The sequence below is a fragment of the Pseudomonas sp. UBA4617 genome, from assembly GCF_002386445.1.
Classification (GTDB): domain Bacteria; phylum Pseudomonadota; class Gammaproteobacteria; order Pseudomonadales; family Pseudomonadaceae; genus Aquipseudomonas.
The window spans coordinates 240,598-256,610 of sequence record NZ_DGIR01000021.1 but is presented as its reverse complement, the minus strand read 5'-3'; the positions used below and the strand labels follow the sequence as shown (position 1 = coordinate 256,610).

13 protein-coding genes are annotated in these 16,013 nt (G+C 56.2%); 10 read left to right on the top strand and 3 right to left on the bottom strand.

The genetic code is table 11. The features are described 5' to 3' along the window. Positions 1 to 331: 331 nt before the first annotated feature. The 5 genes from B4L76_RS09055 (at position 332) to B4L76_RS09035 (ending at position 3,772) form a co-directional block, all read left to right on the top strand. A complete protein-coding gene (locus B4L76_RS09055; RefSeq protein ID WP_232857351.1) occupies positions 332 to 529 on the top strand; it encodes a hypothetical protein in 198 nt (65 codons plus the stop codon). A 283-nt stretch (positions 530 to 812) separates the two neighbouring features. Further along, a complete protein-coding gene (locus B4L76_RS09050; protein ID WP_296231914.1) occupies positions 813 to 1,793 on the top strand; it encodes an integrase domain-containing protein in 981 nt (326 codons plus the stop codon). Further along, positions 1,790 to 2,077 (top strand): hypothetical protein, encoded by a 288-nt coding sequence (locus tag B4L76_RS09045; protein WP_296231913.1) that lies wholly within the window; start codon positions 1,790 to 1,792, stop codon positions 2,075 to 2,077. Before B4L76_RS09050 ends, B4L76_RS09045 begins: the two co-directional genes overlap by 4 nt. Before the next feature lie 278 nt (positions 2,078 to 2,355). Then, entirely contained in the window at positions 2,356 to 3,216 is an 861-nt protein-coding gene (locus tag B4L76_RS09040; RefSeq protein WP_296231912.1) for a GTPase domain-containing protein, read from the top strand. A gap of 10 nt (positions 3,217 to 3,226) precedes the next feature. Next, on the top strand, positions 3,227 to 3,772 hold the full coding sequence (locus tag B4L76_RS09035; RefSeq protein ID WP_296231911.1) for a hypothetical protein: 546 nt from the start codon (positions 3,227 to 3,229) through the stop codon (positions 3,770 to 3,772). A 332-nt stretch (positions 3,773 to 4,104) separates the two neighbouring features. Here the strand turns inward: B4L76_RS09035 and B4L76_RS09030 are convergent, their stop codons facing one another. Both B4L76_RS09030 and B4L76_RS09025 read right to left on the bottom strand, forming a co-directional pair. After that, entirely contained in the window at positions 4,105 to 5,484 is a 1,380-nt protein-coding gene (locus B4L76_RS09030) for a DUF6035 family protein (protein WP_296231910.1), read from the bottom strand. A gap of 130 nt (positions 5,485 to 5,614) precedes the next feature. Beyond that, positions 5,615 to 6,358 carry a hypothetical protein gene (locus B4L76_RS09025; protein ID WP_296231909.1) on the bottom strand — a complete coding sequence of 248 codons (744 nt, stop codon included), beginning with the start codon at positions 6,356 to 6,358 and terminating at the stop codon, positions 5,615 to 5,617. A gap of 164 nt (positions 6,359 to 6,522) precedes the next feature. On the opposite strand from B4L76_RS09025, the gene B4L76_RS09020 reads away from it, so the two are divergent. After that, a complete protein-coding gene (locus B4L76_RS09020) occupies positions 6,523 to 7,767 on the top strand; it encodes an RES family NAD+ phosphorylase (RefSeq protein WP_296231948.1) in 1,245 nt (414 codons plus the stop codon). A 66-nt stretch (positions 7,768 to 7,833) separates the two neighbouring features. On the opposite strand, the gene B4L76_RS09015 is transcribed toward B4L76_RS09020, so the two are convergent. Then, entirely contained in the window at positions 7,834 to 8,865 is a 1,032-nt protein-coding gene (locus B4L76_RS09015) for a TauD/TfdA family dioxygenase (RefSeq protein WP_296231908.1), read from the bottom strand. An 88-nt stretch (positions 8,866 to 8,953) separates the two neighbouring features. Here B4L76_RS09015 and B4L76_RS09010 point away from each other — a divergent pair, with 88 nt between their 5' ends. The 4 genes from B4L76_RS09010 (at position 8,954) to B4L76_RS08995 (ending at position 15,987) form a co-directional block, all read left to right on the top strand. Further along, positions 8,954 to 10,030, top strand: a complete 1,077-nt coding sequence (locus B4L76_RS09010) for a hypothetical protein (RefSeq protein WP_296231907.1) — start codon at positions 8,954 to 8,956, stop codon at positions 10,028 to 10,030. 2 nt (positions 10,031 to 10,032) lie between these two features. Further along, a complete protein-coding gene (locus B4L76_RS09005; protein ID WP_296231906.1) occupies positions 10,033 to 13,338 on the top strand; it encodes a UvrD-helicase domain-containing protein in 3,306 nt (1,101 codons plus the stop codon). An 826-nt stretch (positions 13,339 to 14,164) separates the two neighbouring features. Further along, the gene (locus B4L76_RS09000; RefSeq protein WP_296231904.1) at positions 14,165 to 15,520 is read left to right on the top strand and encodes a type II toxin-antitoxin system HipA family toxin; all 1,356 of its coding nucleotides are present in this window, start codon (positions 14,165 to 14,167) and stop codon (positions 15,518 to 15,520) included. Then, complete coding sequence (locus tag B4L76_RS08995) at positions 15,517 to 15,987, top strand: helix-turn-helix domain-containing protein (RefSeq protein ID WP_296231903.1); 471 nt, start codon at positions 15,517 to 15,519, stop codon at positions 15,985 to 15,987. The genes B4L76_RS09000 and B4L76_RS08995 overlap by 4 nt, the downstream gene beginning before the upstream one ends. Positions 15,988 to 16,013: the final 26 nt, after the last annotated feature.

Genomic DNA, 16,013 nt, shown 5'->3' with positions numbered 1-16,013 from the left:
TCACCTAAAAAATCAAAAGCACCCAATCGGCCACTGGAAACCACGGGATTCCGTACACGCCCGATGCCATTTTCAACTGCAAAATCCAGTGGGCGAGTCGCTTGACCCTCTCAGATTGCGGGCGTAGAAAAGACAGTGCAAAGGCTGTCGTTGACAGCACCCCAGGTGACCCGAGCCTTAAAGGTCACGCCGCTCTGGCGGTGGTTCTCCCCAAGGGCGATTCGCATCCGGCAGCTCGCCCGGTCACTACCCATGTGATGGATGCTCTTATACATATGGCGCTCGTGCGCCAGATACTCCGTACTTCGCTGCCCTGCAGCAACCTATCCGCTTGGCCAAATTTTTGCGCCAACCTGTGCCCGTCTCTTTCTTCTGGAAAGAGACGGGCACTTCTAACACTGCTGCAGCCCTGATCGCACAAGGCTTTGCGGCAATCCCCATCGTGACAATCGGCGTGACAAACGCCGATGTCACCAGCAACAGCGCTGTAGATGATGGTGCCGCAGACCAGGGAATGGACTGCACCTGACTGACAGTCAGGCATGCCCCGGTCATCGCATTGCTGCTTGCACCTGGCTCAGGATCTTCAGGCGCTGGTTTAGTCAGCCAGCACTGCCTCCACCCGCCCACCGGTAACGGTGTTCAGGAGGCCAGATCATGAGATGCCCTTGCTCCCGGACGTAAGGAGCCGCCAGTCCCGCGTAGAGGACATTCCCCACAGGTCGCAGGGGCCTTGATCCCTGATAACACTCAGCATTCTTGGCGGGATGACGTGGGGCGAGGATCGGAGAGCGAACGATGAGGTGACCGACATGGGATTGGTGGGTAGGCGCAACGGTCGCAATTTTGGCTACGGTAGGCAATTGAGCTATGCAGGACCGCAGGCACTGAAAGACATGTTCGGCAGTGGCCATTACGGAACGGTCAAAGCGCACTGTGACCGGTGGTTGGCATTCGTAAAGTGGTGCCGCTCCGAACAGGGGCCCGGTATCAATGATGCGCGGCAGATTGATCGAAAGGTATTGGCCGACTACGCGGCGTATCTGCGCGACATTGTTAAGCGCGGTGATCTCGCCGTCAGCACCGCGCAAAACCGGTTATCCAGCGTTAACAGGACCATGGCGGCGCTTCGCGGTGATCAGTACGTAAAGGTGCCAAGCCCGAGCAAGGCGTTGGGTATGCAGCGCACCGGGGGTCGACAGTCGGTGCCTCAGGGCCAAAACCGCGACCAGGTTAAGCAGATTGTTAATGCGCTTTGCCGCGATCATCAGCAACGGGCCGCCGCAATTGTTCTGTTGGCGCGAGCCACCGGCATGCGCTTGCGTGAGGCCATCCTAGCCGACTTGCCACGGCTGAGCCGTGAGGCTAACGACCTAGGCAGGATCAACATCCAGGATGGCACCAAAGGCGGCCGAGCTGGCGCCTCGGCGCCACGATGGATTGCGGTGGACCACCATGTTCAAGATGCACTTGGGTTTGCACGGCAGGTGTCGCCTGCGAGTAGCCGCAACCTGATTGCGCCACACGAAAGTTACCTGGATCTTCTGCAAGAAATCATTCGCCCTGCGCGGGACATCCTGCATGCACACAATCTCAAAGGCTTCCATGAGCTAAGAGCGGCGTACGCATGTGAGCGCTATGAGCAAATCACCCAACACCGAGTACCTATCAGCGGCGGCCAATGCTACCAGGTAGACAGGAACCTTGATCGTGAGGCGCGAAGGCAAATCAGCTATGAGTTGGGGCACGGTCGGATAGATGTGGTCGCGGCCTACATTGGAGGACGCATATGAGCAAGCCATTCGATATGGAGCTGTTCTTGGCTGCGGTGCTGACGGGGTCGTACGCAACGCGGCAGCGTCATTTACGGCAAGCAAAGATCATCCAAGCGGAGATATCTGAACGGTGGCAGCTTGAAACACCTTGGGCTTGGCGGAGAAAACATTTGACTTGGTTTCTTGAGCACCGACTAGCTGGGCGAGGCGCGGCGACCCGGTACTACTACCTGCTGACCGTTCGGCTGCTAGTTCGTCGTTTAGAAAAACCATGGGGCTTCGAGCACCAGGCTAGGATTTGACTGATAGTAGCGGCCGACCGCTTTCAACCCACAGCGGCGGTTCGTGGAGGGCAGCAAACGGCCAAAAGCTGCCGGTGGCGACAGGCAGAGATCGACCAACGCTAGCAAGCTTTGATTCTGCTCAGAGCGTGAAATGAGGAGTGACCGTAATAGCTCCTCCGCTTCCCTTGTCTGGCTGCAAGCGAAATATACGTTCTACTCGCTCAGATAAGCCTACTTCAGTTAAGCTATGGACAAATAACCTGATTGAGCTCGTTTCCCGAAGTGGTGGGATGCGAGTGTCTTTGATGCAAGGGAAAGCAATGCTGAATGCACGACGTTGGACCAAATGGCCTGGGCGAGCTGTAGGTGAACTCAACACCGTTTCTGGAGTGGCGGGTCTCGGGGGGAGTGTAATTAGCCTTGCTGGATGGTCGTTTACGACAGGGGTGATGGCTACAGGATTAACCTATGGTGGAGCATTAATTGTGCTTTTGTCATTAGGTACTGCACTGGTGCGCTCGATACCACCGGCAATAAAAAAGCCTGAAGACTTAGTTGGTAAAACTATATCGCTGGCCGAAATTGGTAATATATCCCCTCCGGTCATGACTCTTGCAGTTGTGGGCCCGAGCATGGTTGGTAAGACTACATTAAAAGATCGGTTGTCCTTCACGGATTCAGCGAATATAAGAACGCAAGATACAAGTGCTTATATCGCCAGCTTTCAAACAGCTCCTCCAACGTATATTGCGATACTTGATGGTGGAGGAGAGCGATTCTCTCACCAGTTTAAACTCGCAGAGCAATGTCAATGCCTTTGCGTTGTTATAGATCATAACGCCTCTGATAGCGATATTGAAATTGACGCGCAGCGACTAGAGAAACATCGCGAGTTTTCGAGGCAAATCAGGCAATATCTCGATGATGGTTCAGTGGCGCGCAAAATTTGGGTGCGGCTTCTAATTAATAAGCACGACCTATGGGGAACGCTTTCCGTGGAGAAACAGAAAATAATTAGCGACTTCTATACTGAGGAATTGGCTTATTGGAGGCAAGGTAATCGAGCGGCTTCAATTGAGGCGCTTGTGTTCTCTAATGAAGATGCATCAGATGTCGCTAAATTTGTAGAGAAATTAAAACAGACGGCGACTAACTGAGGTTTCATGTATGAATGTAAGTGGTCGTGCTGTTGTAATAAAGAACTCACCTATTGAGTTTGTTGTTTCGGGTCCAGTGGGAGGGCGTGATCGCATAATTGCTCGCACTGAAGATGCTGGGTTGGACCTTATTGGCAAGGCAGTACATAGAGAGAGTCGCGAAAGTTACGAAAGGTCAAACTTTCCTTTCTCGCTACTTCTTGAGCACTCAGCGCAATTAAATACTGTCACGGGTGGGTACGTGCCTGATTCCAGATCAGAAGTGGATGATCGAGATTCCATGCTGGCTTTTACTTGGCGAGGGCATGCAACAAGCCATGGGGTTCGCGAAGTAGCTCATGCGTTCCGCACATGCTCTAGTGATATATATATGGCGTATTGTTATGGGGATGATCAGGATGTTGAGCTTCAGGTGTCTCCATTGATATATCAGTGTTCTTTGGCTAATGATAAAGCCGTTCGTTCGCGGCGGATGATGAGATTTTTTCTGGTGGCTTATTCTTTGATAGGTTTAGGTGTGAGCCTTTGGTATGTATTCAAAAATCTTGGAAATTGATTTTTTGTTCTTTAGGCATCTCTGCGAGGATTCAAAGGGGACAGATTTATTTTTTGTGACACTCGCTGATGAAACATGAATTTTGGGCCTGCCCCGCGTCAACGGACGTCAAGAGACGATGTTCGAGTCGTTCTCAAAGTTATGTTGTTCACTCGAGCCTACGGTAAAAATAAATCTGTCCCCTTTTTTTGTTCAGCACGAGCCGAGCGTTGAAGTGGTCTACGATACCTGGCTGAGTTTTCCCATTCCGATGCTCAGTCGCCAAGCGCTGCGCGAACGCACTGAGTTCGAGGCTCTATGGGCGAGCACAGTGTGTGCTCGCCCGGTCAAAGTCACCAAGCTCTGGCTTGAGCCAGCTTGTCACAGATTTCCGGCACCAAGAACGCTAAGAGCTTGTTGAACGACGGATCCTGTCGGAAAGCCTCATCGTGCTTTTCCATGCCTTCTTTGATGATCTTCGTACGACGTGCCCATGTGCCCTTGGTGTCCTGGTCTTTCAAAAGCTGCTCATGGCCGTAAAGCCTGAGTGTCCACCCGAACGCGTACAGGTACTCTTTGTAGTGATCAAACGCGGTGTTGGCGACGTTCAGCAAGCGTGGCAGGTTGTAGCCAACCGGGTAGCCAAAACGGGCACTCAACATCAGTGAAACCATGCCGTGGAATTTGCCAGAACGGTGATCCGCCGGCAGCAGGAGTTCTGGCATCGCGATGCGCATGTTTTCCCGGATAGTTGTCCAGGCGGCATTTGCCTCCCGGCAGTCGTTCGCCGCATGCCTTGACCAGAAATCAATGAACGACTGACGGGCAGCAGAAGCGCTTAGCAACTGTTCGACCACTGCGCGTACGTACTCGTAATCCCTGTAGTAAACCTTCTGATCCTTGGGGTTGATGGTCAGCTGATCCAGGAACACTTCCTCTTTGACCCACCTGTCATAAATCTGGCCATTCTTCACCTCCGGGGTGGCGAACCAGCAGTCCATCGCCATCCGCTTCGACTCCTGCGAGCGCTTCAGTGTGGCCTCATTCACCACGAACACGTTGTAGTTGTTCAGGTAGAAGATGTCCTCCTCGGAGGTGCGCGTGAGGCTGGGGTCGAAGTCCTGGAAGACCCAAATTATCGCGCCGTTGTTCAGGCGATAAAACTCACGGCGGCCTACGATCTCGGTCAGGTACGTCGTCGAAAGCTGCACCTCGAAAGCGATCCGCTGGCCGGCGTGTTCGACCTGGACGTCCGGTTTGCGCCATTGCGCCCGATCGGCCAGTCGAATGCCTTTCCAGACCACCTCAACCAGCGGCTCAGTGCAGTTCTCGTCGGCGATCAGGCTGTCGCGAATGATGCCCTTCAATTTCAGGTGGGCCAGGCTTTCTTTTGCTGCGTTGTACTTGATGCAGTTGATCTGCTGAGCACTGAGCTGGCCGCGAGTGGAGATCGAGCACTTTTGCTCGACCTCTTCTACGGGGTGGTGACGGAAGTGGAAGCGACGCCCCTTGGTGCGCACGAGGATCACCGGTGCAGTGCACAGGTGGCAGACAAGCCAAGGTGCTTCGCGATTGCGCGTGTAGCGGCTGACCAGTTCAGCGCGGTCTTTGATCACCAGCCCAAGCTCGCGGCTCAGAAACACCTGCAGGTCAACGTCGAGTCCGGTCTCCATGTCAAGGATTGCGGTCAGAAGCATCGTATCGGTGGGTTGTGCGAATTCACGGGTGTACATGGTGCTTTCCTTTCGTTTGGCTCGTGCTTCCAGAATCCCGATTGCGGCTTCGCGCTGCCACCGAACTGCTTACACTTACTACCACCCGGTGATATCCAGCTCCGCTAGACCTATTGATTTATGGCTGAACCTACGTGTCTTTCTTTTCAAGTGCCTCATCAACCCGGCGCTTCAGGTCTGCCGCGAAGACTTCTATGGCGTGGATGGCTTGCTGAACGTCTTCGATGCTCAGATCAATCGGTTCGTCGTCGACGGTCTTTCCGTTGCGGTGGACGATGTCATGCCGCTTGATGCAGATCCGAGCAATGTCTGCCATCTCAAGCCCTTTCATGTGCTCACCAAACATCGCGCCCAAGATTTCACGGATGGTGGCCACGTTGTGGAAGCTGAGTTCGGATAACACCTTGAGCACAATGCCCTGAACGATCGCAGGATCCTGGGCGACCTGCTTGAGGGAGATCGTTCTCTTGCTCAACGCTTCGTACTCGGTGACGAGGTTCAGCATCAGACGAGGCTCGCTGATAGCAAGCTTTCGTACGACGGTGCTGATTAATGCCTCAAGCAAGGTCACTGCATGGGCATACACCAGCTTGTAGGTGATATTGGCTTGAGTCTGGTTGCCCGCAAGCGTCAGCAGGCTGTAGGCGGTTGTCAGGTCTGTGGAGAACTCATGGAAGAACTGCTTGTGCGAATGTCGCTCCAGCCACAGGTACTCGGCTTGTTCCGCATCGAGCATCTCTATGTACTCTTCGTAGAACTCATCCCAGAGCCCCGTTGTGTCTTCAGCGGTGAGATCCAGGCCGTACTTGTTGTGAATCCATAAACTGCATTGTTGCGCCTCGATTTCGAAGAACACGTCCTTGCTTGCACTCATGTAGCCTCCTGTCCCATGTCGGTGGTGCTGCCTTTAAATCGCGGCCCGGTCTGGGCCATGCTGCTTTGACGGCGGCGTATTGACTGTGAGTGATCATCGGCGATCATGCTCTGCATGCGTGCCTGTATTCTGCCACCATCGAGCGAAAGGATGATGTGATCGCCATGCTTCAAAAAACCGTCTGCTACGAATGCGTTGTCGATCCTTATCTGGGTGGGGAGATTCGGGACAGTGGCGCCTCAGCCGTCTGTAGCCTGTGTGACTCGAACAGCCAATGCGTCCCGCTCTCTGAGATCGTCACCCTCGTCAAGGCAATCCTCGATCGTTACATCTGTGAGGGCGAGTTCGACTTCCGCTGGAATGGTGTTGAATCTGAGCAATACCAGCACGGTAACCCGCTCGATTTCTGGGTCGGCGAAGTGTTTGGCTGCGACAACGTCGAACCTATCGTTGCGGCGGTGTGCAGTGAACTCGCGTCATACAGCGATGGTGTGACGTACTCCAGGGTGTCCGCGATGCCGAACGACATTCGCTTTCAGTGGGGCGAATTCCAGGAGGGCATGAAGCACGGCAATCGGTTTTTCAACGATAACGCGAAGGCCTTTCTTGACTGGTTGTTCGAAGACCTGGGTGAATACTGCGCCCCATTGGGTGAACACGCGGTTGTTCGTGTACTCTCGCCCGACAACGCACCGCCGATTTACCGCGCCCGCACCTGCCTGACATCGGGAAGCGTGGATGAAATCCTGGCCAATCCTGCCCGCAATCTCGGGGCGCCGCCGAAGGTCAGGGCGGGCGAGGGCAGGATGAATCCCGCTGGCGTCCCTGCTTTCTATGGTGCGCTGGAACGCCTGACTTGCATCGCCGAACTTCGGCCACCAGTGGGCGGCACGGTCGTGAGCGGTGAGTTCAGATTGAACAAAGACGTCAGGGTGCTGGACTTCACGCGCCTGGAGGAGGCTGATCCGGGGCCCATGCTTAGCTTTTTCGATCCAGCGTTTTTCGCCAAAGAAGGCCGGCGAGAATTTCTGAGGTATCTGCACGGCGAGATTACTCTGCCGGTTCTACCAGGCCTGGAGCGCGACTATCTGACTACCCAGGTCATCGCCGAGTACCTGGCGACGCACTGCAAACCCCGAATTGACGGTGTGATGTTCAGTTCGGTGCAGCAGGACTGCGGAACCAACATCGTGCTGTTCTCGCACGTGACCTGCGCAGCGGAGTCGATGACATTCCGCTTCAAGGGTGGCATGGGGCTCAGGGGTGCGAAAGCATCTGACGCACCGCGTATCGAATATGTGCCGGGCAGCTTGATCTATCACAAGATTCGAGGCTTGGTGTACGACCCAAGCGATGAACCGCTACGAGAGAATTCGCTTGGGCCGATGACTGAGATGCATGAGTTTTAGTGCGCGAACCCTCTGCAACCAGGCTCGGGCGTCTAGAAACGCCCCAGCCTGGCTGATACCTGTCTATCAGGGGAACAGCATGAAGGTGCTGTTGGGGTGGCGTTGGGACTCGTCGAGTTCGGAAGTATCAAGCCCGTAGGTACGCAGCATCCAGCGGGACACGCCGCCGTGTCCCTCGCCGACCTTTGTCCGGCCATGCAGCGCAATGCGGTTGTTGACGATGGCAATGTCCCCGGGCGCCAGGGCGACAGGGATCACGCAGTTCAAGCAGGCCTGTGTCAGCGCATGCATCGCCTTCTTGGCGGGCGTTTCACCGACATCGGCTGGCTGAGTGGAGCTGTGGCTGTAGCGAATCCAGAATCCGCTCTGCATGCGAAACAGCAGTTGGGCGTCATCGACCAGCAGCTCTTCGCCCAGGATCTCTTCCATGCCGTCGCGGAAGGTGAGCTGCGACTGCAGGATGTATTGCGGTTTCTGCAGTTCCTGAATGTGCTCGGGGTCAAGCTCGCTCAAGATGGCTTCAAGCGGCATCACGGTCGTCGGCACTGCGTTAGGGTTGCGCAGCGCTGACAGGCAGACAAAGTCCGGCGATGGTGCAATGCGCGGGTTTTCAGGGTCGCGGTGGCCGCGCATGGGGAACGAAACACCATCGGTGTGGCCGTTCATTTTTCCTTGCGACTTTTCAGAAACCCGGCCTTCACCCGGAATCACGACCAGGTTCACGAAGAGGTCGCCACCGTTTTCCGAACCATACGACACGGTATCGGCCCCCAGTCCGGCCAGGCACATGATTGCCGTGGCGCGCGCTACCAGTGTGCCGACGCAGTCCGGTACCGGACGAAAGCCGATTGGCGTGTCAGGAATGCTCTGGGGGTCGAACACGCTGCGCAAATGCAGGCACGGCATTTGCCAAGCAAGATCATGAACGTCGCTGCGTTTACAGCCCAGATTGGCCAGTTCGGCATCAAGCGCTGGCAGCAAGGCATGGCCAAATGCAACGGGATCACTGAGCTGTTGAGCCATGTCCTCAACGCTGAGCTGCGACTTCCAGTTCGTGATAACGATTCGCAAAGCAGTACAAAAATGAGCGTCGATCAATTGTGTGCCTACGCGTGCGGGTGATATAAATGTGATATACGCCAGCGTGACCCATCACGCGTCTTCTTGCTAGCGATCGTTCGGATCCATGAAAAAGCCCAGCCTCAAGCTCGCCGATTATCTCAACGGGTGCGCTAGTTTTCTAGCCTGCCTCAAGCCTTATATGAGTCTGACAAAAGCGGCTCAGGGACTCAGATGCAGGCTTACACTCCCTGATGGCACCTGTTTGGATGTGCAAGGCAAGGATGAACCTCATGTTGCGCTAAACCTCATGCACGCGCTTGTGAACGTGATGCCACTGGCTCCACGTGAAGAACAGAAAGAAAAGATGTCTGTCTCAACCAGAGAGCCTGCGGTGAACTCCCAGGCAACGGAGACGATCATGCATTCTGAGGTGAAGGCTAAACAGATGGATGAAGCTACTCGTAAAGCCCGCGAACAGATCGGCGTTACGACTAAGGTATCGCTGCTTGAGGAGATCGACGCGGTCGCCAAGCAGAGGGGCATCTCGCGTGCGATCGCCGCACGTGACCTTCTGCAAGATGGGCTGACTCGCTTCGATCGGGAGTCCCGAACCAAGAGCACATCGAAGCTGCTGGCAGAGTACGAACGAAAAGCAAACGACTTCGCCGGTGCCCAAACGAAAAACTGGAGCATTCGTGCTGAGCGTCGACTGGTCATGAAAACGCAGTTGACGGCGGGAGAGTACGAACGCTCCACCTCGTCGTTCGTAAATGGCCTTTTGGCCGAGGCGCTGTCGCACTGTCCGGTGGCCGCTGCGTTGGCCGTAAAGGCGCCGGTAATTGCCGATGCTTCCGTCGCGCTGGCTTTGGAAGCCATCGAGCGTGTAAAGGGGCCGAAGGCCAAGCAGATTGCTGCTGAGGCTGACTTGGGCGACAACCGTGTTCTGGCAACCCTGATTCTGGGCGGATCTGTCTTTGCGCCTGCTCGGGTCATCCGCAAAATGGCGGATTATCTGCAAGTTCCCTTCGACGCGTTTTCCGTTGCGTTGGAGCGACGTTTTACGAGTCAGCCTGTACCTGCCTTCAAGGCCACTGCAGGTAAACCACAAGTTGATCTGCAGCGGAAATCCTGGAGCGTTGCAGTGAAGGAGCTGGAATTGTCGCCGGACGAGGAAGCTCGCCTGCTGAAACTGGAGGGTTGAGCATGAATCCCTTCGACAGGGCTCGACGGAAAGCCATGGATGTCCGAGAGTCGCTGGTGGGGTTAGCCGACTTTCAGGAGGCAGTTTCTTCCAAGACGCTGCTTGCCAACGTTGAAGTGATCCTCGGCGTTGGGATCGAATTTGTACCACCGGGCCATTCGATTCTGGGTGGCACCGATGGTGTACTCAAGCGCAACGATGAGACCATGTACATCCGCAAGGATGTCAGTGAGGCCGAGAAGGCTTATCTGATCGCGCATGAACTGGGTCACTGGTACTTGGACGCCGATTTGCCAGAGACCACGTACGCGGATCTTGCGGCCATGACCGCCTCCGAGGGCAGCGAGGCGATTGTCAAGGTTGAGGCGTACGGCGCAAACGAGCGCACTGAACTGCAGGCCAATGTGTTCGCGCGCGAGTTGCTCTTGCCTCGTATCGTCGCCCAGCAACAGTTTTTCGCGCACCTCGGCGCGAGTCAGATCTCGCTCAAACTGACGGTACCGATTGAGATCGTTCGCCAACAGTTATTTGACGGCCTTCTGTTGCCGATCCTGCCCGCCGCACCACCTGGCGCATTGCCAGAAATGACCGATTCGCAGCGCCTGGCGGCGCATGCCAAAGAAACATTCGTGAACGTGGTGGCAGGCCCCGGCACCGGGAAGACGACCACCCTGGTGCACCGCATCAAGTACTTGCTTGAACAAGGCGTGCCGGCCAACAAGATCCTGGTGCTCACCTTCACCAACAAGGCGTCTGCTGAATTGGTCGAGCGATTGGCTGCCTCAGGTATCAAGAACGCGACAAACGTGTGGGCGGGCACCTTCCACGCCTTCGGCCTGGAATTCCTTCGTAAGCATCACCACCTGTTCAACCTCCGCGCGAAAGTGAGCATGGCTGACAAGCTCATGCAGGTCAGGTTGATGGTTGGGCGCCTGGCCAAGGTCAGGCTGAAATACTACCTGCGGCTACAGAACCCCTACGATTGGCTTCCGGATGTGATCGAGCACATCAAGCGCTTGAAGGAAGAGTGCCTGACGGTCGATGACTACCGCGCTCGGCTCAAGGCGTTGCCCCCATGTGATCAGGATGTCCAGGATGAGCGTGAGGACATCGCGACACTCTTTGAGGCCTATGAAGAGGCCATGCGGGAAAAGTGCTGGGTCGATTACGTCGACCTGGTCGCCTACCCGTCAATCCAGGCACGACGCGCGCGTGCCACCGTCGCGCAGTACCTCGATCAATTTGAGCATGTGCTGGTCGATGAATATCAGGATGTCACTGAGGTCATGGTCGAGCTGATCAGGCAGTTGGCCCTGAATGCGAATTCGGTGTGGGTGGTCGGTGACGTTCGCCAGGCGATCCATCACTGGCGAGGCTCTTCCATCAAGAGCTTGATCGATTTCGACAAGACCTTCAAAAGCTTGCGGCACATCACGCCGACGTACAAGCGCTATGCACTGGATCTGAACAGGCGAAGCACGCCTGAGATTCTCGACCTGTTCAACTGCGCTGGCACGTATCACGCGCTGCGTCATCTGATGCCGCTTGAGCCGGTCACGGCTTATCGGCCATCGATTGGCGAAATCCCAAGGCTCTACCAGTGCGACTCCAACCTCGCCCAGGCAGCCACCCTTGAAACGTGCATCAAGGCGCTTGCGGCTCAGGGCATCCCCTACCGCGAGCAATTGGTCATGAGCCGCAGCTCCACGAACGTGGAGCACGTTGTCGAGGAGCTGAGCAAGCGGGGCGTGCCGGTTCTTCATCTCGGGGACATCTGCCAGCGGCCTGAAATCCAGCGACTGTTCTGCCTGATGGAGCTGCTCTGCATGCGGCAGCCCAGGTCTTTGGTCGGTCTGATGCAGGATCCACGATTCCCGATGACGGCCCAGGACATTGAGCTGCTCATGCGACTCACGCAGAAGGGCAGTGGTACCGCGCTTCAGCGTGGTCGATGGATCTGGAGCAATATCCAGGGCCTCTCGGCACAAGGGCAGGTGGCGAAAGCAAACCTGAGCATGTTGCTGCAGGGTTTCACGCGCAATACAAAGCCGTGGGTGTTCGTTTCCACGGTAATGCTGGATCGTCGCTACGGGTTCCCGAATCCGGCAGACACGTCAATCGAGGCGCACACTGCCCGGCTCGCACTCTGGCTCTTCGTCTACGCAGTGCGCAACGGTGACGGCGATGGCAGTCAGTCCCGCCTCACCAAGTTCTTGCTGCAAGAAGAACTACGTCGGCGCATTGGCGAGAAGCTGGCGGATCGAGGCATACCGCCTGAGGCAAGAGCCCTGGATGCCGTCAACGTCATGACGGTGCATTCCAGCAAGGGGCTTGAGTACTCGGCGGTGCATCTCACCAACGTCGACGATACCGCCTACGGGCCCAACCGGCCCTACTTCTACGATCTGCGTCCACTTGAGCTGATACCTCCCGAGGTGCTCAACAGCACCGATGATGATTTTGCGTTCGAGGAAAAGGTAGAGCGGAACAACCTGCTCTACGTGGCGCTGTCCCGTGCCCGCGATCACCTGTACCTCTACCAGCTCGCTGACACCACCAGGCCGGCGCCCCTTAACGCGGCAGGCAAGAAGCTTCGAACACTGTTCGGCATCCGTTTGCCTGCCATACCGCCTGCCCCATTGCCGATTGGCAGCGCCGTTGCGCCGAGCACAGTGAGCTACGAAGCGTTCCAGACCTATATGAACTGCCCGCTTCAGTACCATTACCGGCATGAGCTGACCCTGACGGCTGAGCAGGAGATTGATGTGTCGATCCGGGCGCGGTGGGCTGTCAGCGACATGCTCTTTGAGGTGTTGAAGAACGCTGCCGTACCTCAGACAGCGTTCCAGGCAGCGTGGAAAGCGCGCCTCCTGCCCCCGAAAACTGAAGATCCGCAGCTCTATGAGGATGCCGTGATAGCGGTAAAGCGAGGCCTTGCGCTTGTCGGTGAGATTCGGGGCAGCCTGGTAGAGGAGCTCGTATCAGAGGTGGGTGGACTGCAGATCGTGCTGCCGTGGATGCTGTCGGTGGGCAGCGAACTGCACTGGATCCGAGCGCACGAAGGGCTGTCAGGGACGATGAAGCAACTCAGGCCAATGATGGTGAACATGAATGCCCCCGGCATCCGATACGCCACCATCTATTCGTTGATCACCGATAAGCGCATTCGAGAGGGCGCCTCGCGTGGCATCGAGCGCACGACAGTATACAAGATGGCCAAGAGCTTTATCGCCGGTGATCGGTTGCCCAACCGAGGCAGAAGCTGCAGTCGCTGTGCGTACCTGAGTATTTGCGACGGCAAGCCCTGACAGCCTGTTGATGCTCACAGCGCTGCGCATTCTGCCGGAGAATTTTAGGGGATTTTGGCCGTGGGGCTCATGGCAGGGTCGGATTCTGCAGGAGCTTCATCTTTGCGAGCCGGGCTAATCGTGATACCGACACCAAAGGTCTCAGCTAGGCCGGAAATCATCCGTTCCTTCGAGCTCTGTGCAAAATCATCTCGCGTGACACTGGACGCGGCACCGAAGAGCAGATTGATCACAATGAGCGCAGTCAGCGCGTTGCATAGCCGTCCTCCATCATCCTGTCATGCCATTTCGCAGTGGCCGGGATCCTGAAAATAGGCTGGGGATAATTTTAGAGATAAAGAGTTGTACCCTTAAGAATAATACCCATTGAATTCAGACCCTTTCGTGTTGGTACGATTCCTGTCTCCGCACTAGAGACCAGTTTCCAGAAGTCTATGACTGTTTACGAAACACCCCGAAAAGCCCGCCTAGTGCGGGCTTTCTTGCGCCTGTCTTTTCTCAGCAGGCCTGCGAGCATTGGACTTAACCGTTCCAACCCCTGTGGTCAGCGCCACCACTCGCCCCATTTTCACAGGCAGCTCCCGCCCTGTAAGAGCGGGTTCTCCCGCGATCACGGACGAAGCCCGTGCCATCCAACACCTGACCAGCGCAAATAAACTGGGTCCTATAAACCATAGGCCGAATCACAGGCAGTTTCTGCTTGCCAGGCGCAGCGACCTCCAGCCCTCCAGCGCTCGGCGAATACGTAACCGGTAGTGCGGTGCCGATTTTGCCTGGGCCAGAGCTCGTAATCAGCAAACCATTGCCGGTTTATGCCGTGCTCACTATGATAATCAGCATCCAAATACTGATTAATGGTATGGCCATGCCGCTCAGAGTCACGATCCAGGCTTTCTCCGATGGTGCATGGAGCGATGCCGCGACACTCACGGTTGAGAACCCGGAGCGCGTTGCTGATGGAAGGTGCCTTGTCGCATACGACGGCGACTACATCATCGCGAACATTGATCGCATGGAAGATCGTTGCGAACTGGCCCTGAGCGTTAACCTGCCGTTGAACTGGGACCACCATGGCGTCAAAGGGTATCCAGCATTCCTCTACGACATCATTCCCTCTGGTGCTGCCAAGGACTCTCTTGAATCCCGCTACGGGCGTCTTAAGCCCGATGGCGTGGAAATGGGGCTGTACCTTCTGGAGCGCTTTACGCCGGCCCCTGTTGGGCATCTGCGCATCAAGGAGTCAGTGGAAGGCCTCCAGCCGGATCGGCACGAGGCTTTCGCGCATGCCGAGGTCGTGGACAGGACGAACGAGTTTCTTGAGTACGCCTACGAAACCGGCGCGGCGTTGGGCGGTGCTACCGGTGCCAACGGGCAAGCCCCCAAGCTGGTCATGACCGAAGCCCATGACGGTGCTCTCTATGCTGACGCGATGCTCCCCGATGACCAGGCGTGCCGTCACTGGCTGATCAAGTTTGCGCGTAATCGAGGCGGCGAGCGCGACAAAGACATTCTGCGAACAGAGTTTCATTACTACAAGGCGGTTGCTGCCCTCGGTCTTGATACGGTTCCCTCTGATGGTTTGGCCCTTGAAGAAGCAGTGAAGCCAAGCCTCTGGATGCCACGATTCGATCGCCGAATAGTGGATGGCGTGGTGGAGCGGATACCGCTGGAATCGGTGTACTCGATCTGCGGCATTACCGGCTACGCGCAACCGATGGCGCATGCCGAAGTGGTTCACCGACTGGTAGGTCTATGGATCGACAACGGCCAGCAGGATGAGGTGCACGACCTGGTGTTCGAGTACGTGCGGCGCGATCTGCTGAACCGCATTCTAGGCAATACCGATAACCACGGCCGCAACACCTCCATCATGCGTGTGGGTGGGAAGTTTCGTTTGGCGCCAATCTATGACCTCGCGCCAATGATCCTGGATGAAGAGGGCATCACACGGACGACGAAGTGGGCGGCGGAGCGCAAGGGGTCTTCTGATTGGAGCGACAACTGCGCTGAGCTGGCTGGTTACACCGACCCCAATGTTCTACTGCAACGGTTGAAGAAGGCGGCTGAGGAATTCAGGGCGTTGCCCGATCTACTGACCGATGCTCCAGAATCGATGCGCAATGCAGCCTCTATACCCGTGAACAACCTTGATAAGCGACTCGTGGAGTGGGGACTGCGATGAGAAAACTACAGCCTGAAGAGCGCGCTCAGCTCGTAGAGGATATCGTCAGGCGCAACGCGGCTGGGCTCGACGCAATTGGGACATCCATCCGCCGTCTGCGGCTCGAAGTCACCGGGCTTGACCAAGAGACCTTCGCGGCCATGTGCAAGATATCCACGAAAAGCCTGTACGAGCTGGAAAGCGGGAAGTCGAATCCAAAGCTCAGCACTCTGGAGGCCGTGCTGCGTCTGTTTGGCGTGCGGATGGGGATGGTGATGACTGCCAAAGAGAAGCCCACTGCTACGGTCGTCGGCAACGATGTCGGCCAGTTGAAGGCTGGTGGGCTAATGGCTGTAGCCGCGCCGCAGGCCAGTTCCTCCGTGGTAGCCGGACCGAAACGAGGGAAAAGCCCTGCAGCAGCCAACGCGAAGAAGGCAGTGTCGAAGCCGGCGTCGCCACGGGGCCGGAAAAGCAGTCAGGAAAGGTGAATTGATTTGGGATGCAAATAAAGTCT